At 75.1% G+C, this 22,357-nt stretch carries 21 protein-coding genes; 8 read left to right on the forward strand and 13 right to left on the reverse strand.

Annotated elements, in window-relative coordinates:
- Positions 1–13: 13 nt before the first annotated feature.
- Together ACL02U_RS19835 and ACL02U_RS19840 are read right to left on the reverse strand one after the other, a co-directional pair.
- Complete coding sequence (locus tag ACL02U_RS19835; protein WP_412792222.1) at positions 14–736, reverse strand: hypothetical protein; 723 nt, start codon at positions 734–736, stop codon at positions 14–16.
- Positions 737–761: 25 nt separating this feature from the next.
- Entirely contained in the window at positions 762–1,127 is a 366-nt protein-coding gene (locus ACL02U_RS19840; protein WP_412792190.1) for a PH domain-containing protein, read from the reverse strand.
- 133 nt (positions 1,128–1,260) lie between these two features.
- Here ACL02U_RS19840 and ACL02U_RS19845 point away from each other — a divergent pair, with 133 nt between their 5' ends.
- Together ACL02U_RS19845 and ACL02U_RS19850 are read left to right on the forward strand one after the other, a co-directional pair.
- A complete protein-coding gene (locus ACL02U_RS19845) occupies positions 1,261–1,581 on the forward strand; it encodes a hypothetical protein (protein WP_412792191.1) in 321 nt (106 codons plus the stop codon).
- Between the two features lie 158 nt (positions 1,582–1,739).
- Positions 1,740–2,174 (forward strand): signal peptidase I, encoded by a 435-nt coding sequence (locus tag ACL02U_RS19850; RefSeq protein ID WP_412792192.1) that lies wholly within the window; start codon positions 1,740–1,742, stop codon positions 2,172–2,174.
- 235 nt (positions 2,175–2,409) lie between these two features.
- Here the strand turns inward: ACL02U_RS19850 and metG are convergent, their stop codons facing one another.
- The 3 genes from metG to ACL02U_RS19865 form a co-directional block, all read right to left on the reverse strand.
- Positions 2,410–4,128 (reverse strand): methionine--tRNA ligase, encoded by a 1,719-nt coding sequence (metG, locus tag ACL02U_RS19855; RefSeq protein WP_412792193.1) that lies wholly within the window; start codon positions 4,126–4,128, stop codon positions 2,410–2,412.
- Positions 4,129–4,283: 155 nt separating this feature from the next.
- Entirely contained in the window at positions 4,284–6,344 is a 2,061-nt protein-coding gene (locus tag ACL02U_RS19860; RefSeq protein WP_412792194.1) for a VWA domain-containing protein, read from the reverse strand.
- A 241-nt stretch (positions 6,345–6,585) separates the two neighbouring features.
- Positions 6,586–7,524, reverse strand: coding sequence for a LysR substrate-binding domain-containing protein (locus ACL02U_RS19865; protein ID WP_412792195.1), 939 nt, complete (start codon positions 7,522–7,524; stop codon positions 6,586–6,588).
- Between the two features lie 178 nt (positions 7,525–7,702).
- Between ACL02U_RS19865 and snpA the strand changes: the two genes are divergently transcribed.
- Positions 7,703–8,389 (forward strand): snapalysin, encoded by a 687-nt coding sequence (gene snpA / locus ACL02U_RS19870; RefSeq protein WP_412792196.1) that lies wholly within the window; start codon positions 7,703–7,705, stop codon positions 8,387–8,389.
- A gap of 152 nt (positions 8,390–8,541) precedes the next feature.
- On the opposite strand, the gene ACL02U_RS19875 is transcribed toward snpA, so the two are convergent.
- Complete coding sequence (locus ACL02U_RS19875) at positions 8,542–9,330, reverse strand: alpha/beta fold hydrolase (RefSeq protein ID WP_412792197.1); 789 nt, start codon at positions 9,328–9,330, stop codon at positions 8,542–8,544.
- A 218-nt stretch (positions 9,331–9,548) separates the two neighbouring features.
- Between ACL02U_RS19875 and ACL02U_RS19880 the strand changes: the two genes are divergently transcribed.
- On the forward strand, positions 9,549–9,794 hold the full coding sequence (locus tag ACL02U_RS19880) for a hypothetical protein (RefSeq protein ID WP_412792198.1): 246 nt from the start codon (positions 9,549–9,551) through the stop codon (positions 9,792–9,794).
- A gap of 140 nt (positions 9,795–9,934) precedes the next feature.
- On the forward strand, positions 9,935–11,272 hold the full coding sequence (locus ACL02U_RS19885) for a PLP-dependent aminotransferase family protein (RefSeq protein ID WP_412792223.1): 1,338 nt from the start codon (positions 9,935–9,937) through the stop codon (positions 11,270–11,272).
- A 113-nt stretch (positions 11,273–11,385) separates the two neighbouring features.
- Here ACL02U_RS19885 and ACL02U_RS19890 read toward each other — a convergent pair whose 3' ends face one another.
- A complete protein-coding gene (locus ACL02U_RS19890) occupies positions 11,386–12,252 on the reverse strand; it encodes a hypothetical protein (protein ID WP_412792199.1) in 867 nt (288 codons plus the stop codon).
- Between the two features lie 486 nt (positions 12,253–12,738).
- The gene (locus ACL02U_RS19895) at positions 12,739–13,176 is read right to left on the reverse strand and encodes a hypothetical protein (RefSeq protein ID WP_412792200.1); all 438 of its coding nucleotides are present in this window, start codon (positions 13,174–13,176) and stop codon (positions 12,739–12,741) included.
- Positions 13,177–13,396: 220 nt separating this feature from the next.
- On the opposite strand from ACL02U_RS19895, the gene ACL02U_RS19900 reads away from it, so the two are divergent.
- On the forward strand, positions 13,397–14,578 hold the full coding sequence (locus tag ACL02U_RS19900) for a PP2C family protein-serine/threonine phosphatase (protein WP_412792224.1): 1,182 nt from the start codon (positions 13,397–13,399) through the stop codon (positions 14,576–14,578).
- Positions 14,579–14,658: 80 nt separating this feature from the next.
- Positions 14,659–15,879, forward strand: coding sequence for a hypothetical protein (locus ACL02U_RS19905; protein WP_412792201.1), 1,221 nt, complete (start codon positions 14,659–14,661; stop codon positions 15,877–15,879).
- A gap of 27 nt (positions 15,880–15,906) precedes the next feature.
- On the opposite strand, the gene ACL02U_RS19910 is transcribed toward ACL02U_RS19905, so the two are convergent.
- The 4 genes from ACL02U_RS19910 to ACL02U_RS19925 all read right to left on the reverse strand — a co-directional run bounded on the left by ACL02U_RS19910 (position 15,907) and on the right by ACL02U_RS19925 (position 19,784).
- Complete coding sequence (locus ACL02U_RS19910) at positions 15,907–16,299, reverse strand: hypothetical protein (protein WP_412792202.1); 393 nt, start codon at positions 16,297–16,299, stop codon at positions 15,907–15,909.
- Between the two features lie 535 nt (positions 16,300–16,834).
- A complete protein-coding gene (locus ACL02U_RS19915; RefSeq protein ID WP_412792203.1) occupies positions 16,835–18,109 on the reverse strand; it encodes an MFS transporter in 1,275 nt (424 codons plus the stop codon).
- 197 nt (positions 18,110–18,306) lie between these two features.
- Entirely contained in the window at positions 18,307–19,524 is a 1,218-nt protein-coding gene (locus ACL02U_RS19920) for an MFS transporter (RefSeq protein ID WP_412792204.1), read from the reverse strand.
- 92 nt (positions 19,525–19,616) lie between these two features.
- A complete protein-coding gene (locus ACL02U_RS19925) occupies positions 19,617–19,784 on the reverse strand; it encodes a hypothetical protein (RefSeq protein WP_412792205.1) in 168 nt (55 codons plus the stop codon).
- A gap of 242 nt (positions 19,785–20,026) precedes the next feature.
- Between ACL02U_RS19925 and ACL02U_RS19930 the strand changes: the two genes are divergently transcribed.
- Positions 20,027–21,370 (forward strand): tetratricopeptide repeat protein, encoded by a 1,344-nt coding sequence (locus ACL02U_RS19930; protein ID WP_412792206.1) that lies wholly within the window; start codon positions 20,027–20,029, stop codon positions 21,368–21,370.
- Positions 21,371–21,511: 141 nt separating this feature from the next.
- Here ACL02U_RS19930 and ACL02U_RS19935 read toward each other — a convergent pair whose 3' ends face one another.
- Complete coding sequence (locus ACL02U_RS19935) at positions 21,512–22,318, reverse strand: hypothetical protein (RefSeq protein ID WP_412792207.1); 807 nt, start codon at positions 22,316–22,318, stop codon at positions 21,512–21,514.
- Positions 22,319–22,357: the final 39 nt, after the last annotated feature.

A 22,357-nucleotide genomic window follows, 5' to 3' on the forward strand; every position in this document is an offset into this window, starting at 1 on the left:
TCGCCAGGCGCCGTCATGTCGCAGGTTCCGAGCCGTCCGTCGGGTCCGGTGAGGCGCCCTCCTCCAGGAGGCGTTCGGCGATGTCGTCGGACCAGCGCTGGGCCCAGGCGCGCAGTGCGGGGATGGACGGGGCGGGCAGACCGCGGGTGGTGAAGTCGCTGTCCGGGTACCAGTCGGTGCCGGTGAGGCGGGACTGGAGCGTGGGCAGGTCGAAGGGGTCGAGGGCGTGGCGGCGGCCCAGTTCCTCCAGGTCGGGGAAGCTGAAGCGGGCTGCGGCGGCCCGGGCGTCGATCAGGTCGACGGCGGCGCCGCGGTCGTAGAGGGCACGGATCTTGGTGCCGACCGCGTCCTCCAGGGACAGGGCCGGCCCGTATCCGGTGAGCACCGGCGGGTGCCGGAAGGACTCCCGGTGCAGGGAGAGGTCGCAGGGCGCGCCGGTCTCCGGGTCGGTGACGACGAGCTGTGCGGAGAGCGCGGTGAGGGCGCGGGTGCGGACCGCGTGGCCGCGGGACTCCAGGGCCGCGACCACCGCCGCGGTGATCTCCGTCATCGGTGCCGGGCTCTCCGTCGCCACGTCGACGTTCCCGTGCGGGCGGTCCAGCAGGCCGTGCGCCTGGAGGGCGTATCCGCCGGCCAGGACGAGAGGGTGCGGGGTGTCCGCGGCCAGGGTGTCGGCGAGCAGGCGCCGGTGCGGCTCGGGGGGCGTGGTGAGGGTGTCAGGTGGGCACCGTCCCAGGTTCCCACCTTCCCCCCGGCATCGCCTACTTCGCCACGTACTGGGTGAGGATGGCCTGCACCTCGTAGATGTCGACGCCCTTGGTGAACGTCTTCTCGATCGGGACCGAGTTGCCGGAGACCCAGATCTTCAGCTCGGCGTCCAGGTCGAGGTGGCCGGCGGTCTCCACCGCGAAGTGGGTGATGCTGCGGTAGGGGATGGAGTGGTACTCCACCTTCTTGCCGGTGATGCCCTGCTTGTCGACCAGGAGCAGTCGCCGGTCGGTGAGCATGATGGTGTCGCGGACCAGCAGGTACGCGGCATGCACCCGCTCGTCCGGTCCCAGCAGGCGGGCGTACTCGTTCTGGGCCTCGCCCGGGTCGACGGGATGTGCGTTGCCGAACAGCGCCATGGAAGGGACCCCCACTCGTCGGGCAACCGCGTGCCCCCGCGCCCCCGGCACTCCACCGGGGCTGCATGATCAACGCCAGGTATACCGCGCACGGGGGCATGCGTACAGTGGTGCGTCCGAAGAGGGGGAGGACATGACACGTTCACGGGGGCGGCGGCAGGCGTTGCGGAGCCTCGTCATCGCGGCGTTCTGGCTGGTCGTGCTCGCGGTGGTCTGCCTGCTCGTCAACGGCGCGGTCGCCGCCGAGCTGCCGGACCGGCCCGTCTGGGACCTGGGGGACAGCGGTCCCTGGGTCGCCTCCTACACGCACGCGGCGGCCGCCGGAAGCTGGGGGGCGGCACGGGTGTGCCTCGCCGCGGCCGCCCTGCTCCTCGTGCTGGAACTGCTGAGCCGGGTCGGGCATGCGCTCAGCCGGGTCGGGCACGCACTGCGCCGGCTGGTGCGGGGCGGTTGACCCGGCCGCCGTCCGGCCGCCCGTCCGGCCGCTGTCCGGCCGCTGTTCGGCCGTCGTCCGGTGGGCTCCGCGGGGCGCGACCGGGAGCGGCGCCGCGACGGCCCCGGGCCGGGCGGGCCTGCGCCTGCCGACGTGGTCGGCTGCTACCTTCCGGGGCCATGACCGACGGTGTGTACGTGGGCAATGCGGGCAGGGACGCGGCACTGGACCGGGGGTGGCTGCTGGGGCACTTCAAGGAGGCCTCCGATCCCCGGCACAGCGAGGACGTGGAGATCAAGTGGGGTGTCCACCCGCAGGGCGAGGAGCGGGCGCACTGGGTGACCGGTGAGGAGCGCACCGCCCTGCTGGTCCTCATCAGCGGGCGCTTCCGGGTGGAACTGCCCGGGCGCAGCGTCCTCCTGGCCGGGCAGGGCGACTACGTCGTGTGGGGTCGGGGCGTCGACCACTCCTGGATCGCGGAGGAGGAGTCCGTGGTGCTGACGGTCCGCTGGCCCTCCGTCCCCGGGTACCGGGTGAGCGAGGAGTACGACGGCGCCGGCGGGCGGAGCCGACCGGCCTCGGCGGTAGCGCGCTCGCACCGCCGACGCGAGTAGTACCGGTGGTGCCGGGTTTTCCGGCGTGACGTGACGGGGTCCGGACGTACGCCCCGGCCCTGGGTGGGGGTGCGAGAACTGCGACACTTCTCCCGAATCTGTCGCAGTTCTCCGCACCGACAGGTACCCGGGCCCCCGCGGGCGCCTGTGCCGTCCTGCCCTCCGGTCCCGTCCGCCGCTCCGCCTTGGCGTTCTCCGCCCGGCTCTCCGCGCGGTGCCCCGCTCTCCGCTGCGGTTACTCGGCCGGCTCGCCGCCGAAGCGCTCCTTGTAGGCGTCCAGGTCCTCGTCCGTGAGCTTGGCGAACAGCACCGGCGGGACGGTGAAGGGCGTGCCGGCCGGCACCGCGGTCAGTGCGCGGGCCCGGTCCGCGTCGACCCAGGCGGCCGTGTCGTCCGCCAGGGCGAAAGCCTCCCGCATCGTCCTCGCCGTCGCGGGGATGAAGGGCTCCGAGACCACCGCGTAGAGGTGGATCAGGTTCATCGCGGTGCGCAGGGTGAGCGCGGCGGCGTCCTTGTCGGTCTTGATCTCCAGCCAGGGGGCCTTCTCCTCCAGGTAGGAGTTGCCCGCCGACCACAGCGCCCGGAGCGCGGCGGCCGCCTTGCGGAACTGCAGGGCCTCCATGTGCTGCTCGTACTCGGCGAGCAGCGCCGCGATCTCCTCGCCGAGCCTCGCCTCCGCCTCGCCCGGTGCGCCGCCCGCGGGCACCTCGTCCCCGAAGCGCTTGCGGGAGAACGACAGCACCCGGTTGACGAAGTTGCCCAGGGTGTCGGCCAGGTCCTTGTTGACCGTGGCCGTGAAGTGCTCCCAGGTGAAGGAGGCGTCGTCGGACTCGGGGGCGTTGGCGATCAGGAAGTAGCGCCAGTAGTCCGCCGGAAGGATCTCCAGGGCCTGGTCGGTGAAGACGCCCCGCTTCTGCGAGGTGGAGAACTTGCCGCCGTAGTAGGTCAGCCAGTTGAACGCCTTGACGTAGTCGACCTTCTTCCACGGCTCCCGCACGCCCAGCTCGGTGGCCGGGAACATCACGGTGTGGAAGGGCACGTTGTCCTTCGCCATGAACTCGGTGTAGCGGACGGCGTCGTCCGCGTCGTACCACCAGGACTTCCAGTCGCGGTTCTCCGGGTCCTGGTCCGCCCACTCCTTCGTCGCGCCGATGTACTCGATCGGGGCGTCGAACCAGACGTAGAAGACCTTGCCCTCGGCCGCCAGCTCGGGCCAGGTGTCGGCCGGGACCGGGACGCCCCAGTCCAGGTCGCGGGTGATCGCACGGTCGTGGAGGCCCTCGTTCAGCCACTTGCGGGCGATCGAGGCGGCGAGGTGCGGCCAGTCCTCCTCGTGGCGGGCGACCCACTCCTCGACCTCGTGCTGCAGCTTCGACTGGAGCAGGAACAGGTGCTTGGTCTCGCGGACCTCCAGGTCCGTGGAGCCGGAGATCGCCGAACGCGGGTCGATCAGGTCGGTGGGGTCCAGGACCCGGGTGCAGTTCTCGCACTGGTCGCCGCGGGCCTTGTCGTAGCCGCAGTGCGGGCAGGTGCCCTCGACGTAGCGGTCCGGGAGGAAACGGCCGTCGGCGGGCGAGTACACCTGGCGGATCGCCCGCTCCTCGATGAAGCCGTTCTCGTTCAGCCGGCGGGCGAAGTGCTGGGTGATCTCGACGTTCTCGGGGCTGGAGCTGCGGCCGAAGTAGTCGAAGGCGAGCGCGAAGCCGTCGTAGACGGCCTTCTGAGCGTCGTGCGCCTGGGCGCAGAACTCGGCCACCGACAGCCCGGCCTCCTTGGCGGCCAGCTCGGCGGGGGTGCCGTGCTCGTCCGTCGCGCAGATGTAGAGGACGTCGTGGCCGCGCAGGCGCAGGTAGCGGGAGTACACGTCCGCCGGGAGCATGGACCCCACCATGTTGCCCAGGTGCTTGATCCCGTTGATGTACGGAAGGGCGCTGGTGATGAGGTGTCGAGCCATCGCGGGCTGCTCCCAGGTCGGGTCGTCTACGAACCTTGAAATCGTAGCCGAGACGGGTGGGCCGCCCGCTTCCCGTTCTGAGGGGTGGGAAGGGGCGGCCCGACCGTGAGGTGCCGGACACACCGGGTGACCGACCGGGGGGTGTCCTGCTGCGGCTACGGGCGCCAGGCGGCGAGGACGCCCTCGTACAGCTCGGTGTCCGTCAGCTCCCGGGGCGCGGGGCCGGCGTGGAAGAAGGACGTGTTGCCGGTCTTCAGCTTGCGCAGGTAGTCGAAGGCCTTGTTGTCGTGCTCGCCGAAGGCGACGAAGGAGAAGAACACGGAGGGGTGCTTCTCCGCGGCCTCGGCGAGGGACTTGGTGGCGGGCGTCTTCGCGTCCGGGGCGCCGTCCGTCTGGAAGACGACCAGGGCCGGGGCGGCCGGGTCGGCGGACCTGCCGTGCTCCGCGAGGACCTCGGCGACGGCCGCGTGGTAGCTGGTGCGGCCCATCCGGCCGAGCGAGGCGTGCAGCTCGTCGATCCTGTTCTCGTGGCCGGACAGGGTCAGCTCGCCGGTGCCGTCCAGCTCCGTGGAGAAGAAGGTCACGTGGACCGCGGCGTCGGCGTCCAGGTGGGCGGCGAGGGCGAGGGTCTGCTCGCCGAGGGCCTGGGCGGAGCCGTCCTTGTAGTACGGGCGCATCGAGGCGGACCGGTCGAGGACCAGGTACACCTTGGCGCGGGCCGAGGCCAGCCCCTGCTTCTCCAGGACGTCGCCGGCCGCCTGGAAGGCGGAGGCGAGCGCACCGAGGCCCTCGGGGACCGCGCGGCCCGCCGGAGCGGCGGGCTCCGTCTCGGTTCCGGTTCCGGTCTCGGCGGCGGTCTCGGCGGCGGGCTCCGCTTCGGCCTCGGGCTCGGTGCCGACCTTGGCAGCGGGGGTCTCCGTCTCGGTTCCGGTTCCGGTCTTGGCGGCGGGTTCGGGGGTGGGCTCCGCTTCGGCCTCGGGCTCGGTGCCGGTCTTGGTAGCGGGGGTCTCCGTCTCGGTTTCGGTTCCGGTCTTGGCGGCGGGTTCGGGGGTGGGCTCCGCTTCGGCCTCGGGCTCGGTGCCGGTCTCGGCGGCGGCGGGCTCCGTCTCGGTTCCGGTTCCGGTTCCGGTCTCGGCGGAGGTCTCGGCGGCGGGCTCCGCTTCGGGTGCGGCCTCGGCATCCGCCTCGGGGCGGGCGGGCTCCGCGGCCGCGTCCTGCGCCTGTCCGGGCGCGGGCTCCGGCTCCGGCGCGGGCTCCGGCTCCTTCTCCGCCGTCGTCCCGGTGGCGGGCTCCGCGGCCGGTTCCGCCGCCGGGGTAGCCTCCTCGGCGGCCGGCTCGGGCGTAGCGGCGGTCTCGGTCCCGGGCACGTCGCCGGTGGCGGTCCCGGCAGCCGACTCGGGCTCCGGCAGGGAAGCCGCGGGGGCCTCCGGGGCCTCCTCGGCGACCACGTCCGCGGCCGGTTCCGGCTCCGCCGGCGCGGCCGGCTCGACGGCGCTCCCCTCCCCGTCGGCTCCGGCGTCAGCGTCAGCGTCGGCGTCGGTCTCGGCTCCGGCGTTCGCGTCAGCGTCGGCCTCGGCGTCGGCCTCGGTCTTGGTCCCGGCGCCCGCGTCAGCCTCGGCCTCGGCTCCAGAGTCGGTCTTGGCTCCGGCCCCCGCGGACTCCGCCGCGGTCGCCGCCTCCGCCTCGCCCGCGGGCGCGTGCTCGGGCTCGGTCCGGGGTTCGGTTTCGGCCTCCCCGGCGGAGTCCGCGGGGGCCGGGACGGCGGCCTCCGCACCGGACTCCGCGGCGGCGTCCGCGCTCGACCCCTCGGCGGGGGCGGCCGGCGCGGGCACCCCGGAGGCCGGCTCGGACTCCTCCGGCGCCGCTGCCTCCGCTTCCGGTTCCTCCTCTTCCTCCCCGGCGGTCCCGTCCGGGGCCGCCTCGGAGGTGCCGGGCCGGTCGAAGGCGGCCGACACCAGTTCATGCTCGTCATCGCGGTCGGTGGAGCCGCTGCGCGGCTCCGGTACCTGGGCCGCGACCGGGGTCTCGGCCTCGGTCGGCGCCTCGGCCGGCGCCTCGGCCCGGGCGGCGACCGCCGCGGGCTCCGGTTCCGGCGACGGGGACGGAACCGTCGGCTCCGGCCCCTGGGCAGGAGTCGTAGCCGCACTCTCTGCTTCGGCGGCACCACCCTTGCGTGACCGACCGAACGCGTTCCGCAGGAGAGTGAGAATGCCCATGTGCGCAACCCTTCGCGTGAGTTGAAGCCCGTCAAACCCTGGCCAGGACGGACACGTAAGGTTAGCGGCCCGAAGCCGTGATCTTGGGGAGGGGTGAGTGGCGGAAAGTCGCCCCTGTCAACACCCCTACAGGTGGAAGGCGTTCACTTCCCGGGCCGGTCGATGCCGGCAGGGGTGCTACAGATGATCATGCGGCTGCGGGCCGCCGTCGGAGCGGTGGCCGCCGGGGCGGGCGGGGTGCTCAGGGGAGGGCCGGGATCCGCGCCGCCACGCCGTCGCGTTCCAGCCACTCCCGGTACGCCGGCGCCTGCCGGGCGGTCTCCCGGTACGCCTCCTCCAGCGCAGGCCCGACACCGTCCAGGTCGGTCTCGGTGCGGGCCGCGAGCAGCAGCCGCACCCCCAGCGGGTCACCGTGCAGGCGGCGTACCGCCATGTCCGGCCGGGACAGGCAGGTCGGCTGGCAGACGGTGACGACCTCGCCGGTCGCGACCAGCGCGGCAGCCGTGTGATAGTCGCCGTGCAGGACGTGCGGGTTGATCCCGGCCGACCGGAACATGCGCTGCACGGCGTCCCACTCGCCGTCCACCGTCGGATCGATCATCCAGCGGTCCTCGGCCAGCTCGGCGACGTCGACCACCGGACGCACCACCGCCGGGTGGTCGGCGGGCAGCGACACGCACTGCGGCTCGCGCTCGACCAGCACCCGCAGCCGCAGGCCGTCCGGGACCCGCAGCGGGCTGCCCTCGACCTCGTGCACGAAGGCGACGTCGAGCTGACCGTCGGCGACCATGCGCAGCAGCGCGTTCGCGGAGACGTTCATGTGCAGCGTCGGGTCCTGCCCCCGCCCGCGCAGGCGGCGCAGCCAGCCGGGCAGTGCCCTGCTGGCGGTGGAGCCGATGCGCAGCGGCCCGTCCGCCGCCGCGGCACGCGCCTCCGTGACCAGGGACCGCATCTCGGCCACCAGCGGCCGGGCCCGGCTCAGCACCAGCCGGCCCAGCGGGGTGGGGCGGCAGCCGGTGCGGGTCCGCAGGAACAGCGTGCCGCCCAGCGCCTGCTCGATCCTGCGCAGCTGGGTGCTCAGCGAAGGCTGCGCGACGCCGAGTTGGCGTGCGGCCCGGTGCAGGCTGCCGGTGTCGGCTATGACGCACAGCGCGCGGAGATGCCTCACCTCGAGCTCCATGGACTGGGAGGGTAAGGCGGAACAACGTGGTGCACCAGACGCGCAAACCCCGTCTGAAACACGCGTAAGGGGCAGGTGATAGCGGCGTCCTATCGCCGGTTGCCATCATCACAGCGGCCCCCGGCGGCGCCCAGACTCACCGATGACGACGACTCACCCCCCACCTCAGGAGTCATCGATGCGTCTTTCCATGCCCCTTTCCTCGGCGACGTCCGTCCTGGCGGCGTCGGCCCTCGCCCTGGGCGCCTTCGCCCTCGCACCGGCGGCCTCCGCGGCTCCCGCCGCCCCCGCGGCGCACGCGGCGTTCGCCGGGTACACCGGTTCGACCGCAGACGAACAGGCGAATCAGGCCTTCTTCGACGCCGTGGTGCGCTCGGTCGCCGAGAAGCGCGCCGCGCAGCCGTACAGCACGTCGGCCGTCACGGTCGTCTACGACGCCTCCAACGCCCCCTCGTTCAGCGCGGAGATAGCCCGCAGCGCCCAGATCTGGAACAGCTCCGTGTCGAACGTGCGGCTCGTGCAGGGCTACAACGCCGACTTCGCCTACTACGAGGGCAACGACTCGCGCGGTTCCTACGCCTCCACCGACGGGCACGGCCGCGGGTACATCTTCCTCGACTACCGGCAGAACCAGCAGTACGACTCCACCCGGGTGGCCGCCCACGAGACCGGCCACGTCCTCGGCCTGCCCGACGACTACTCGGGTCCGTGCAGCGAGCTGATGTCCGGCGGCGGCCCCGGCCCGTCCTGCACCAACCCCTACCCGGACGCCAACGAGCGGGCGAGCGTGAACCGGATGTGGGCCTACGGCTTCACCGCGGCCCTGGACAAGGCGCTGCAGAAGACCGCCGTCACCGTCCGCTGAGCACGCCCGGCCGAGTAGTGCTCGGCCGGCTGAGCACCACCCCCCACATGGCGCGGGCCGCCCTCCCTGCACAGGGCGGCCCGCGCCGCGTACGTGCCGGTGCCACCCGCCGGCGGGCCCGCCTTCTGGTGCCACCCGCCCCGGCAGGCCGGCTATCCGGCGGAGTCCACCCGGGCGAGGAACCCGGCCAGCGCCGCGTTGAACTCCTCCGGGCGTTCCAGGTTCGGCAGATGTGCCGCGCCCTCGACGACGTGCAGCGCGGAGTCGGGAAGCAGCGCGTCCAGCAGGCGGGCGTCCTGCACCGTGGTGTAGGTGTCGTCCTCGCCGACCACGACCAGCGCGGGAACCGCGAGCCGGGCCAGCGCGGCCCGGTAGTCGGGTCGTTCGGCACGGCCGCGCAGGGCGGCGGCGGCACCTTCGGGCGGTGCCGCGGCCATCATCCGGTGGACGTGGTCGCGGACCTCGGCGGGGGCGTACGGGGCGACCATGCGCTCCAGCACCTCGTCGGCGTACCCGCGCATGCCCTCGCGCAGCAGCCGGTCCGCCATGGCCCTGCGGGCGGCTCTGCCCGCCGGGGTCTCCGGTGTCGGCACGGTGTCGGCGAGGACCAGCCCGCGGACGCGGTCGCCGAGGCGGGCGCAGCACTCCATGGCGATCTGGCCGCCCATCGACAGGCCCACCAGGACGAAGCCGTCCACGGCCAGTTCGTCGAGCAGGGCCTCGATGTCCGCGGCGAAGACGGAGAGCGGGGTGGCTCCGGGAACGACCGGGGAGGCGCCGTAACCGCGCAGGTCGGGGGCCACGACCCGGCGCTCCGGGGAGAAGGCGTCCACCTGGGGGGTCCACATCGTGCGGTCGAAGGGGTGGCCGTGGACGAGGACGAGAGGCAACCGCGGGGAGGCGGCCGAACCGCTGTCCTCGCAGGCGAGGAAGGGGGTCATGGGCCGACCCTAGGCACGCCCGACTCCTCGGTGCAATGAGATCTTTGCCCTCGGTGCAATCGTGGGCGGGCGTCGGTGCGCGTCTCTCCGGCGGGGTCGAGGCTCCTGGGGTTGACGGCCTCGCCGAGGAAGCGGAGGATCGAGTTCCGATTCGGATCGTTGCACTGTGCAAAAATGGAGAGGGTCCCGCCGAACGTGCGGTTTTCAGGAGGTGGACCATGCACACCGATCATGTGCGACGCGCCTACTCGTTCGTGTGCCTCGACTGCGGGCACGGCTGGGAGGCCACGTACGACATCGACGTGAGCGAGGACGGACGGGGCGGGGTCCTCGCGACCTACCACCTCGGCGGCAGGCTCGTGCGCTCGCCGCTGCAGCACCCGCGCTGCCCCGACTGCGAGGGCCGCAAGGTCCGCATCATGCGGCCCGGGCGCGTCGCCGGCGCCCACCTCCACGAACGCTGACGCGTTCCGCGCGTACCCTGTCGCGAACGCCGCTCTCCGCCTCCGCGGGCCGGGGACGGCAGTCCGGCGCATGGCCGGTCCGGGCGGGCGGACGACCCGCCGGTCCGCTTCGCGGGCGACGGTGAGAGGAGCCGGCCGTGGTGGACGACTTCCGGCGGATCGCGGACCGCATCGCCGAGGACATCGCCTCGGGGCGGCTCCCGCCGGGCCGGCGGCTGCCCCCGCAGCGGTTGTTCGCCCGGCGCCGGGGCATCGCCGGGTCCACCGCCGGACGTGTCTACGGCGAACTCGTCCGCCGCGGACTGGTGGTGGGGGAGGTCGGGCGCGGGACGTTCGTACGGGCGGCCGCCCCGGCACCCGGGGGCCGCGCGCTGGTCGAGCAGAGCGGTGCCGACGTCAACCTGGAGCTCAACTACCCCTCCGCGCCCGGTCAGTCGGAGCTGCTCGCCCCCGCTCTCGCGCCGCTGACCCGGCCCGACGTGCTGACCGGAGCGCTGCGTCCGGCAGCCGCCGACGGGACCGCCGAGGCCCGCGAGGCGGCCGCCGGCCTGCTGGCCGCCGGCGGCTGGAGTCCCGATCCGGAGCGGCTGCTGTTCGCCGGCAACGCACGTCAGGCCGTCGCCGCCGCGCTCGCCTCGCTGGCCCGCCCGGGCGACCGGGTCGGCGTCGAGGAGCTGACGTACCCCCTGGTCAAGGAGATCGCGGAGCGGCTGGGGCTCGTTCTGGTGCCGCTCGCCGCCGACGCGGGCGGACTGCGGCCCGAGGCCCTCGCCGAGGCCCACCGCGGCGCTCCCCTGTCCGCCCTGTACGTGCAGCCCGCACTGCACAATCCGACCTCGGCGACGTGCACGGCGGAGCGGCGGGCGCAGCTCGCGGACACCGTTCTCCGACTGGGCGTCCCCGTCGTCGAGGACCGCATCTGGTCGTTCCTGCGCGCCGAGCCGCCGCTCGCCGCGCTGGCGCCGCACCTCACCCACGTCGTCGACGGGCTCTCCAAGCGGGTCGCGCCGGGGCTGACCGTCGGTTTCCTCGTGGTACCGCCGGACCGGGGCGAGGCCGTGCGCGGCGCGCTGCGCTCGGGCGGGTGGACGGCCGGGCGGTTCGCGCTGGAAGCGGCCGTGCGGTGGATCGGGGACGGGACCGTGGCGCGGCTGGTGGCCGCGAAACGCGAGGACGCGGCGCGGCGGCAGCGGATCGTGCGGCGGGAACTGGCCGGCTGCACGGTACGGGCCGATCCGGGCGCCTACTTCGCCTGGTGGGAGCTGCCCGCGCCGTGGCGCGCCGACACCTTCACCGCGGCCGCCGCCGCGCACGGCATCGCCGTGACTCCGGGCACCGCCTTCGCCGTCGACCCGCGCCGCACCCCGGACGCCGTCCGGCTCGGCCTCGCGACGGCGCCCGAGCCGGACCTGGAGCGGGCACTGCGGACGCTGGCCGACCTCGTCCGCCACCCCGGCCCCGGCGACACCGCCAGGTGAGGCGCCGGGACCGGTCTGCTGCGGGACCGGTCTGCTGCGGGACCGGTACGCGGTGTGTGGTCGGTGGCGGCCGCGGTCCGGTCGCCAGGGGCCCGGTGCCGGGTCCGCCGCGCTCAGCCCGGGGCGGGCGGACGGCGTCCGGGCAGGCGGTGCCGGTAGCGGCCGGTGAGCCAGGTGGTGAGGGCCACCGTCACACCCAGGGCGAGGAGCAGCCAGGACGTGGTGCGCAGGGTCGCCGTCAACGCGTCGTAGACCGCACCCGCGGCCGGTTCGGAGACGTCCTCGGGCAGGTCGCGCAGGGTGAGGTGGCGGCCGAGCGCCACGGCCAGACCGAGCAGCGCTCCGCCCAGCGCGGTGCCGAGGGCGGTCGCGGTGAGCGCCCTGCGCCGGCCCGCGGCCAGCGCGATACCGGCTCCGGCGAGCGCGACGGCCGTGACGGGCAGCCAGAAGCCGGCGACTTCGAGCACGTCGTATCCCTTTCTGAGACGGTCCACCTGCCGGGCCGGCAGCAGCGCCACCTCGGTGCGGCGGACCGGGATGCGCCGGGCGAACGGCACGCCCTGGGTGAGCAGGCGGCTCCGCACCTGGGCGGCGACGGGCGCCAGGTCGACGGTGACGGGGCGGTGCCGGCCGTCCCGCAGGGAGTGCAGGACGGCGTCGTGCGCGGCGCGGTTGGCCGCGTTCCAGGCGGTGCCGAAGGCCTCGGTGCGGGTGAAGGAGCGCACCGCGTCGTGCACGAACGGTTTCAGCGCCGCGTCGTCCGGGTCCGCTCCGAGCTCGCGCAGGATGCCGGTGCCCAACGTGTCCGCGATCTGGTTCTGCACGGCCGGGTCGCCGGCGAGGGGTGCCATGGCGGTGACGTAGTTCCCGGTGTCCGCCACGTCGTACGCGACCCAGGCCGCGAGGGCACCGAACGGCACCAGCAGGCAGGCCACGGTGAGGAGCACGGCCGACAGGGCGGCTCGGAGACGTCGGGACACCCCTCAAGGCAAGCGGGTGCGCGCGGTGCGCGCGAGCGGGTGCGGGCCGTCCGAGTGAGGTGCGGAACCCGCTTCGGGAGCATGCCGTTCGAGACAGGGACGGGCCCGCGGACCCCGGTCCGGGAGGCGGGGCGCTCCTCCGGTGGAGCGCTCACCCGAACGGGTGTTTCCTGGTGTTGGGGACCGAGGAGGCCGAGCATCGGCATCCGGCTCCGCGAGCCTCGCCGGCTCCGGCGGCCGTTGAGCCTCCGGGTCCTCTGCGGGCGGTTCGGGTCGCCTTCCCACCGCCCGATGAGTGGAGGGATGAGGGAGAAGAGCGCGGGCCCCGGCAGGAAGCGCCGGGGCCCGCGCCCGAGAAGTGCCGGGGTCCGCGCCCGAGAAGTGCCGGGGTCCGCGCCCGAGAAGTGCCGGGGTCCGCGCCCGAGCGGGGCGCCCGAGCGGGGAGGACGAGCGGCCCTCGGGCCCGCGCCGGGCGGTCGGGCAGCCTCAGGGGAGGCGATGGCCCGCCGCGTCCTCGTGCGTGTAGTAGCGGTAGAAGAGCACGAGGAAGACGCCCGCCGCCAGGGCCAGGGACAGCCCCACCGACCGCAGCACGCTCCCGTTGCTCTGGCTGAAGAGGAACCCGACGGCGCAACCGGTGAACGCCGCCCAGCTCACCGCCCGCACCTCCCGCCGCAGTCGCGGGGCGAGGGCGTGCAACCCGGCGAACAGCACCGCGAAAACGGCCGCGGTCACGAAGCCGAACAGCACGTTCCAGCCGGTGATCTCGCCGCCGTACCGGCGGTTGGCCGCCGCCCAGTAGCCGTACACCAGCCCCAGGGCGACGGCCGTCCCGGCCCATGCCAAGGTCCGGCCGCGGGAACGCCCGGGACCGATCATCGGGGTGGAACCGCGCCCGACCGGCGCGGGTGCCGCGTGAGCCATGGCAGCACTCCTCTCTCCGGTTCCCCGCCTTCCAGGTCACACCCCCCGGACCGGCGCGGCAAGTCGGCACCGCCCGCGCGGGCCGCCGCACGGCCGCCGCCCCTCCCGGAAGGGGTGGGGAATAGATGCGGGCCGTGCGGCCCCGTGTTTCGCTGGGCCGGTGAGCGGTGGCAGAGGGCACGGGCGACCCGACCCCTACCCCCGGGTCGGGCGGCGGGACGTGCTGCACCCGGAGCGGCTTTACCGGCAGCAACTCCTGCGGGTACGCGGCTACAGCGTCGCCTGGCTGCCTCCGCTGGTGCTGCTCGGCGCCATCACCCTGCTGGACTTCAACACGACCGGCAGCTTCCGCATACTGTCCTGGTGCGTACTGGTACCGGGCGTCGCCGCCGCGATCTGCGGGGTGTGGACCACGGCCGGCCTGGCACTGCTCGCCCTGGTCACCTACGTGCTCGCCGACAGCGCCTGGCCCAACCAGTACCGGGCCGGCCTCGCCGACTTCATCCTCGTCCTGGTCGGCGGCATGCTGGCCACCCTCGCCTCCGGCGTCCGCCTGCGCGGCGAGCAGCGGATGGTGCACATGATGGACATCGCCGAGACCATCCGCCGTACGGTGCTGCGCCCGCTGCCGCCGGTCTGGGGAGGCCTCGACCACGCCGCCGTGTACCTCGCCGCCGACACCGACGCCCGTGTCGGCGGCGACTTCTACGACATCCAGCCCGGGCCGCACGGCACCCGCGTCCTCCTCGGCGACGTCCAGGGCAAGGGACTGCGCGCGGTCGAGACGGCGGCCGCGCTGCTCGGCACCTTCCGCGAGGCCGGGTACCACGAGACCGGCCTCGCGACCGTCGCCACCCGCCTGGAGAGCCGCATGGTCCGCCACCGCGGTCACACCACCGCTCTCGGCCGGCCCGACGGCGACCGCTTCGCCACCGCCGTGCTGCTGGGCTTCCCGGCGGACCGGCCGGACGCCGTCGACGTCGTCAACTTCGGTCACGAACCGCCGCTGATCGTCGGCCCGGCGGGAGTCCGGTCCATGCCCGGCGGCGACGGCCTCCCGCTCGGCCTGGGCGAACTCACCGAGCAGCGGCCCACGGTCCGGCGGGTGGCCCTCGCGCCCGGCGAGACCGTGCTGCTGGTGACCGACGGGGTGACCGAGGCGCGCGACGCGGAGGGGCGGTTCTACCCGCTGCCCGACGAGGTGGCGCGGGCGGCGGCGGCCGACCCCGGCATCGCCGAACCCCGGCGGCTGGTGGCGTTCGTCCGCGAGGGCACGCTGCGGCACTGCGGCAGCCACCTCGACGACGACACCACGGTGTTCGCGGTGCGGCGGCGGACGGCCGGGTCGCGGACCGCCGCGACGGCCCCGGCGGCGAGGGCCGGCGCGGGACCGCCTCCCTGAGGCGCGCTTTCGCACCCGGAGCGGATACGGTGCTCGGACGGTGAGGAACGGGAAACGGGACGTGTCCGGGGGAGAGGCCGATGGTCGGAACGGTGCTGCTGCTCGCCGCCTCGCCGGTGGGCCGGAGCCGCCTGGTGGACGCGGCGTCCGTGCTCCCCGTCCTCGCGGCGGTGCCGCCCGCCGTGCTGTCCGGCACCGGCACCGCGAACGTGGTCGAGCTGGCCGACCCGCTGGAACCGCAGGCGGTGCTGACCCGGCTGCGGGCCGCCGCGGCGGCACCCGGACCGCTGACCCTGTACGTCACCGGACAGCTCCACCTCGACCGGCGGGAGCGGCTGCCCCATCTCGCGCTGGCCCGCACCACCCCCGCCACCGTCCGCTACACCGGCCTCCCGTGGCACTGGGTGCGCGAGGAGCTGCGGCTCCGGCAGCCCGGCACCACGGCGCTGGTACTCGACCTGCACGCGGACCAGGAGAGCTGGGCGCGGCTGCGCGGGGCACCCCTCGACTGCGGGACGGACCACACCGTCCACGGCCGCATCGCCCCCTCACCGGGACGGCGGGCGGTGGCCGCACCCTCGTACATGAAGGCCGTCGCGACACTGCTGCGCAGCGGCCGGCGGCCGCCGATGGCGGAACTGCACCAGCGGGCGCTGACCCGGCTGGGCAGTGAGACGTACGGAGACCTGCTGCTGGCGTCCCGGCCTGCCGCGGCGCCCGCCCCGCAGACTGCGTCCCCCGTCCCGCAGACTGCGCCACCCGTCCCGCATCCCGCGGACGTCGCCCCGCAGCCCGAGCCGTCCGGTGGTGCACCGGTCGGCTCGGCGAGCGCCCCGGTGCCGGTGTCCCCCGGTGCGCCCCGGCTGCCGGAGCAGGGCGCCGACCCGCACCTCCGGCTCACCGAGGCCGTCCGGGCCGGGCGGCACGCCGAGGCCGAGGCGCTCGCCGCGCGGCTGGAGCAGGAGGCCCTGCGGGCGCACGGTGCCGGTTCCGGACCGGCGCTGCACTGGACGGAGGTCCGGGCCGACCTGGCGATGTTCGCGGGGGACGCGGTGCGGAGCTGCCGGACCTGGCTGGAGGTGGCCGGGGCGCGGCTGGCCGCCGGGCAGCCCTCCGACGCACCGGCGGTGGAGTCGGCGGTGGACCGCGCGCACCACCAGTGGGGCGAGATCAGGGACGTCGCGGCCGCGCGCGAACTGGGCGCGGCGCTGGCCGCGCTGCGGGCACGGGTGCCCGGCCGCCGCCGGGGCGCGGTCGAACACGTGCGGCGCCAGCTCGGGCAGTTGCAGACGCAGGACTGAGGCGGGGGGCGGCCCGGAGCCGGCCGCCTACCAGACCAGCAGCGGGATGATCCCCACCCCCAGGGCGACGGCTGCGATGATCACCACGATCAACCCGACGGGCATCTCCTCGTACTCGTAGCCCTCGCGGTGACGCGCGTTCTGCCGTGCTATCCACGGCCGGATGACTGCCACGACCAGCGCCAGTAGCAGTGCTCCGAGGGTGTAGACGGCCAGTGCCGCAGGCTTCGTGTAGTCCTCGCCCATGCTCCTGCCCCCGACGACGACCAGCCCGGCGAGGGGCAAGGACAGGGCCGAGGCCAGCTTTCTCCGCACGGTGTAGGCCGGGTCGAGCGCGCTGAACACCACGCCCATGAGAACGGCACTGGTCGCTATCGCGGCGATCCACCACTGCGCAGTGGACAACAGGGGAGTGAGCATGAACTGGGACTCCAGGAACTGCTGACGAGGACTCGTTCGAGCCTGTGCAGGCACACCCGGGCTCCCCCGGGAATGCGCTGCCACAAGACGTCACGACTCGTCAGGGCATCACGATTCGTCAGGGCATCACGATCGGTCGGCGCCGTGCCGGAAAGCGGGCGGGCTGAGGAGCCGATTCCATGGCGGCAGGCAGGTCGGACCGCTCAAGATGCATGTGCTCCCCCGTGGCGAATGACTCATGGACGGGGCGGTGCACCAGACACATGGTGATGGTTCTCCCCGACCGGCATCGTGTGCCGACGACGCCACGGAAGGGTCAGTTCCCCGGGTCGTCGATGCACCACCTTAGGCATGACTGGTGACTGCCGGGCAAGTCCTGTCGCGTCCGGCATGCCGCCCCACCTGCCTCACCCTCTCTTCCCCCGTCTCCTCGGAGCGGCGCCCCGGCCGCCCCCGGGGTCACGGGATGCGGCGTCCGGCACGCGGGGTGCGCGGGGCCGTGCTGCGGGCGGGCCGTCCGCCGCCGGTGCGGGTTTCAGCCGCGGGGTGCGGCGGTCTCCGGTGCCGGTGCGGGCCGGGACGCGGTGTCGAGGCTGCGCCAGGGCAGCAGGACGGGGGTGGCCGCGAGCAGCAGCCCGGCGGCGGCGATCGCGGTGCGCGGGCCGGTGAGCCCGGCCAGCACGCCCCACAGGGCGGTCAGGGCCGCGAGGGCGGCCCGGCTCGTCACCGTCCAGGCCGTCAGGGTGCGGGCGACGCGCGCGGTGTCGGTCTGCTCCAGCCGGTAGGCGGCGAACACCGGATTGAACACCCCCATGCAGGTGATCAGGGCCAGCTCGACCGCGACGACCAGCAGCAGCCCGCTCGTGCCGGGCCCGACGAAGGCGAGGCCGAGCGAGAAGCAGGCACGGAGCGTCCCCGCGGTCAGCAGCACCCGCCGCCGCCCGTACCGGCCGACCAGCGGCCGGGACAGCCGGGCGCCGACCAGCCCGCCGACGCAGGGGGCGCCGAACGCGAGTCCGTACTGCCACGGTGAGAAACCGAGGTCGCCCAGCATCAGCACGACCAGCAGCGGAGCGGGTGCCAGGATCAGGCCGCCGACCAGCACGGTGTTGAGGAACAGCGGCCGCAGAGCGGCGTGGTCCAGGATGTACCGCCAGCCGTCCAGCAGCTCGCCGCCGCGGGACCGCGAACCGTCCGGGCGGGCCGGGCGGGCCGGGGGCGGTGCCTCCCGCCCGCCGACGGCCCGGATGCCGAGCGCCGACAGCAGGTAGCTGACCGCGTCCGCCAGCACGGTCGGCACCGGTCCGAACAGCCCGACCAGGGCCCCGCCGAGCGGTGGACCGACCAGGGTCGCGGTCCAGGTCGTGGACTCCAGGCGGGAGCCGGCGGCGAGCAGCGAGCCGGGCGGGACCAGCGTCTTCAGGAAGGCGCCGTTCGCGGACCGGAAGGCGATCTGGGCGCCGGAGACGACGACGGACACCAGCAGGAGCTGCGCGAAGCCGAGCCGGCCGCACGCGTAGGCGATCGGCACGCTCAGCAGCGCCGCGCACCGCAGCAGGTCCGCGCCGATCATCACGGGCCGCTTGCGCCGGAACTCCACCCACGGTCCCAGCGGCACGGCGGCCACCGCGCCGACGGCCGGACCGGCGGCCGCCAGCAGCGACACCTGGGCCGCGGCCGAGTGCAGCACCAGCACCGCGGTCAGGGGGAGCGCGTCGAAGGCCAGCCAGGTCCCGAACGTACTGACGGCGTACGCCGCCCACAGCCATCCGAAGGGCCGCCCCAGCGGCCGCGCGCCCACCCGTTCCACCGCAGGGACTCTACGTCCCCCCGAAGGTCCCCGGCCCGGACCGCGGGAGTCCCGGGCCGGACCGCGGGAGTCCGGGCCCCGGCCCGGGGAGTCCCGGGTCCCGGGCAGCCTGCCACGTCGCCGCCCCGCCGGTCGCCGCCCCGCGGGTGGGGTGGCGACCGGCGGCCCGCCGGTGGGGTGGCGACCGGCGGCCCGCTCTACTCCGTGGCGGCCGGTGCGGAGCGGACGGCCGGATCCGCACCGGCGCCGGCCGCCGCGCCCCCGCGTCCGCCCGCGGCCGCGAGGGCCAGGGTGACGGTGACCGAGCAGGCCGCCATCAGCGTCATCGCCGCAGCCGGCGACGTCAGCTCGGCGAGCGTGCCGGCGAGGGCGGCGCCGACGCCCTGCATCGCGACCATCCCGGTGCCGTGCAGGCCGAGCGCCTGGCCCGCGAGGTCGTCCGGGGTGAGCGACATCAGCCGCTCCTGCAGCACCAGGCTCGCCGCGAAGCCCACGGAGGCGAGAGTCACCGCCACCGCCGACAGGGCCACCCCCGGCCGGAGTACGAAGAACAGGTACGGGACCGCCAGCAGCAGCCGCAGCGGTGTCGCCAGCCGGCGGCGCACCGCGGGCGGCACCAGGCGGCCCACCGTCAGGTCCCCCGCGAACATGCCGAGGGCCCCGCACGCGTACAGCGTCCCGGCGGCCCGGGGCGCGTAGGAGACGTAGAGCGAGTCGCCGCCGACGACCAGGCCGTTGGGGACCCACAGGCCCAGGTACGCCAGGCGGCGGGGGCGCGACGACCACAGGAGGGCGTTGGTGCGCCAGGTCGCCGAGACCGACGGGCGGCCGGACGCGCGGGCGGGGCGCGCCGACAGGCCGACACGCGCGGCGAGCGCCGACAGCAGGTACAGGCCCGCAGCGAGCAGCAGGCAGGCCCGCGGGGTCAGCAGCGACAGCAGCGCGCCGCCGGTCGCGAAACCGGTCACCTGGGTCAGGCCCCAGAGCATGTTGTACACGGACCGGCCGAGGACGTAGCCGTCCTTCGGCAGGATCTCGTTCAGCAGTCCCCCGCGCACTCCGCCGCCCAGCGAGGCGACCAGGCCCTGGAAGAGCACGACGGCGAGCACCGCCCGCACCGGCAGGCCGGGCAGCGACGCCGCCGCCGTGCAGGCCGCGAAGGCCAGGGGGAGGCCGGACAGGATCGCGCGCGGGGGCAGGCGGTCGGCGGCCGACAGCAGGAACGCCGCCCCCAGCAACTGCGCGAGCTGCGGTCCGAACATGCTCAACGCGGTCAGCAGCGGGGAGCCGGTGGCCCGGTACACCAGGGTGCCGAGGGCCAGACCGCCGATCGTCTGGGCGGCGGCGGACACCGTGAAGGAGAGCAGGAACGGGGTGAACTCCGGGGTGCGGAACAGGGAGCGGTAGCTGCGCATGCGCTGAAGTCTCGCCCCCGGCCCGGGGGTTGTGCCCGGGCTTTTCGCGGAGGCCCCCGGAGGGCGGGTCCGGGCCCGCGTACGCCGCGGGGTCAGCGCGGTGCGACGGCCTGCTGCGCCGGGCGGTTGTCGTCGGACGCGCGCGCCGGTCCCGCGTTGGCCGCCGCGACCAGGGCGGCGACGGCCAGCACGGCCGCGGCCAGCGCCCTGAGGTGGCGCGTCGAACGGCGTCCGTTCTCTGCGGAGGGGGGTCCGGTCACGGGAACCTCGCAACGGCGACGGCGGGCAACGACAGGCGGACCGGCGACGGGTGTGCCGGGACGCGGCGGGCGGTCCGCCGTGCGGACCGCGAACCGGGTCGCCGAGCGGGTCACCGGCGGGATCACCGACCGGAGCACCAAGCGGCGGCAAAGCGGTTAAGCACGCTTAATCCGCCGTTTAACCTAGGGGTCGGTGGTGGGCAACGGCAAGAGGGCCCAGCGGACTTGGGGAGACGCGCGGAGTGGGTGAACGGGACGAGCCCGAGGTCATCGGGCGCCGGGTGCAGCGGCTGCGCGGCGAGCAGGGCATGACCCAGCGGCAGTTGGCGGAACCGACGTACACGCCCGCCTACATCTCCACCCTGGAGGCGGGCCGGGTGCGGCCCTCGGACGCGGCGCTCCGGCACATCGCCACCCGGCTCGGGGTCGCCTTCGACGAGCTGGCGACCGGGCGGCCCGCCCACCTGGTGACCGGGTTGCGGCTGCGGCTCACCGAGGCCCAGCGCACTCTCGCCACCGGGGAGGCCGAGCAGGCCTGCGGGCAGTACGCGGCCCTGCTCGCCGAGGCCGAGTCGCTGGACGTGGCCGAGGTGCGCGCCGCGGCGCTGCTCGGGCTCGGCGAGTGCGCCCTGGACACCGGTGAACTCAGCGACGCCCGGGGCCGCTTCGAGCAGGCCGAGCGGATGCTCCGGGACGAGCCGCTGCCCGCGCGGGTCCCCGCACTGCGCGGCCGCGCGGTGTCCCACTACCTCGCCGGCGAGCTGCGGTACGCCGTCTACCTGCTGGAGTCGACCCTCGACGAACTCAACCGGGGCGGTCTGCACGACCCGGACGCGCTGCTGCTGCTCTACGCCTCCGTGATCGGCCCCTACATGGACATGGGCGCCCACGCCCGGGCCGCGCAGGCCGCCGAGTTCGCGCTGGCCCTCGCCCCCAGCGTCGCGGACCCCGCGCTGGTGGCCCGCATGCACCGCTCGGTCGCCCGCACCCTGCTCGCCGAGGGCCGGACCGCCGAGGCCGACGCCTCGCTGGCCAAGGCGGCCGAGCTGTACCGCCAGCTCCAGATCCGCACCGAACTCGCCAACTGCCACTGGATGCGCGGCTACGTCTGCGCCCAGAACGGGCGGCTGGAGCAGGCGGAGGCCGAGCTGCGCCAGGCCCAGGCCATGCTCACCGCCGGGCGGTCCGCCCTCTACAGCAGCCAGGTCGCCGTCGAGCTGGCCGACGTGCTGCACCGGCGCGGCAAGTCGGAGGACGCCGCCGCGCTGCTGCACGGCGTGCTCGGCGAGCTGTCCTCGGAGCGGGGCGCGGTGCACGCCGCCGCCGCGCACCGGCTGCTCGGCATCATCGCGGAGGACGCCCGGAGCAACGAGACCGCCGAGGAGCACTACGTACGCGCCCTGAGCCTGCTGGAACGGGCGGGCGCGGCCGGGGACCTCGCCGACCTGTGCCGGCTCCTCGGCGATCTGCTGCGCCGTACCGGCCGGGTGGAGGCGGCACTGGACGCCTACCGCACGGGGCTCGGCCACCGCACCGCCCCCGGTACCACCACCCTCGGACCGGCCCCCGCGCAGCCGCCCCTGTGACCCGCTCGCGGCGCCGCCCGGCGGCACGGCGCCGGCACCGGCGCCGGCGCCGAGGCGGGCGCGGCCGGGGGCGCGGGGCCCGGTGCGCTCGTCCGGTGCTCCCGCCCACACCTCCGCCCGCCCCCGCTCGCGCACTCCCGCCTACACGTCCGCCCGCCCCTGCTTGCGCACCTCCGCCAGCCGCTGCGCGCCGAGCTGCACGGCGGCCTGCGTCGCCTGGGCAGGCACCTGGTCGAAACCGCCGGTGGTCACGGCGAGGGCGTCGACCCCGACCCGTACGACCGCCACGTCGAGGACGAGCACCGTGGAGACGCCGGTGTCCGGGTCGGCCGGGCCGGTCAGCGTCACCCGCAGCCCCTGCCGGGCGTCCCCGACCGCCGGCAGCGGTGCGTCGGCGACCTGCACGGTCTGCACGCCCTCCCGCACGGTCCGGGCCGGGAACCGCGCGCAGGTCCGCGGCAGCGTCCGCATCCAGGCGAGCGTGCGGTCCACCTCCGCCGGGGACCGCTCGACGACCTGGTAGTGCAGTTGCGCCCCCGAATCGGTGTCGTCGAGGCCGATCACCGCGCGGGCGGAGGGACCGAGGAGTTCGTCCGCGTAGAGGGCGTCGAGCAGCCGCCGGCAGTCCGCCTGCGGCGTGGTCGCCTTCAGCAGGCCGTCCCGCCAGGTCGCCGCGCCCCGGGTCGGTTCCCACGGCCATCCCAGGTCCGCGGAGGTCACCAGCGCGGCCTGCGCCTGGGCGGCGGTGAGCGCGGGGGAGGCCTCGGGCGACGGGGAGGCCGGGCGGCCGGTCCCGGAGGCGCTCGGGGCGGTACGGGAGGCGGACGGGCCGGCGCTCTGCGGGTCGCCCATCTCCAGATAGGTGCCGGAGCACGCGGACACGGTGACGAGGGCGGCGGCGCAGAGGACCGGGGCGCGCAGGGCGCGGCGGAGCGCGGGTCGAGGCATGGCGGCTGTCCTTCAGGGGTCGGGCGCCGGAGCGTTCGG

The sequence above is a fragment of the Streptomyces sp. MS06 genome, assembly GCF_047200655.1.
Lineage (GTDB): Bacteria > Actinomycetota > Actinomycetes > Streptomycetales > Streptomycetaceae > Streptomyces.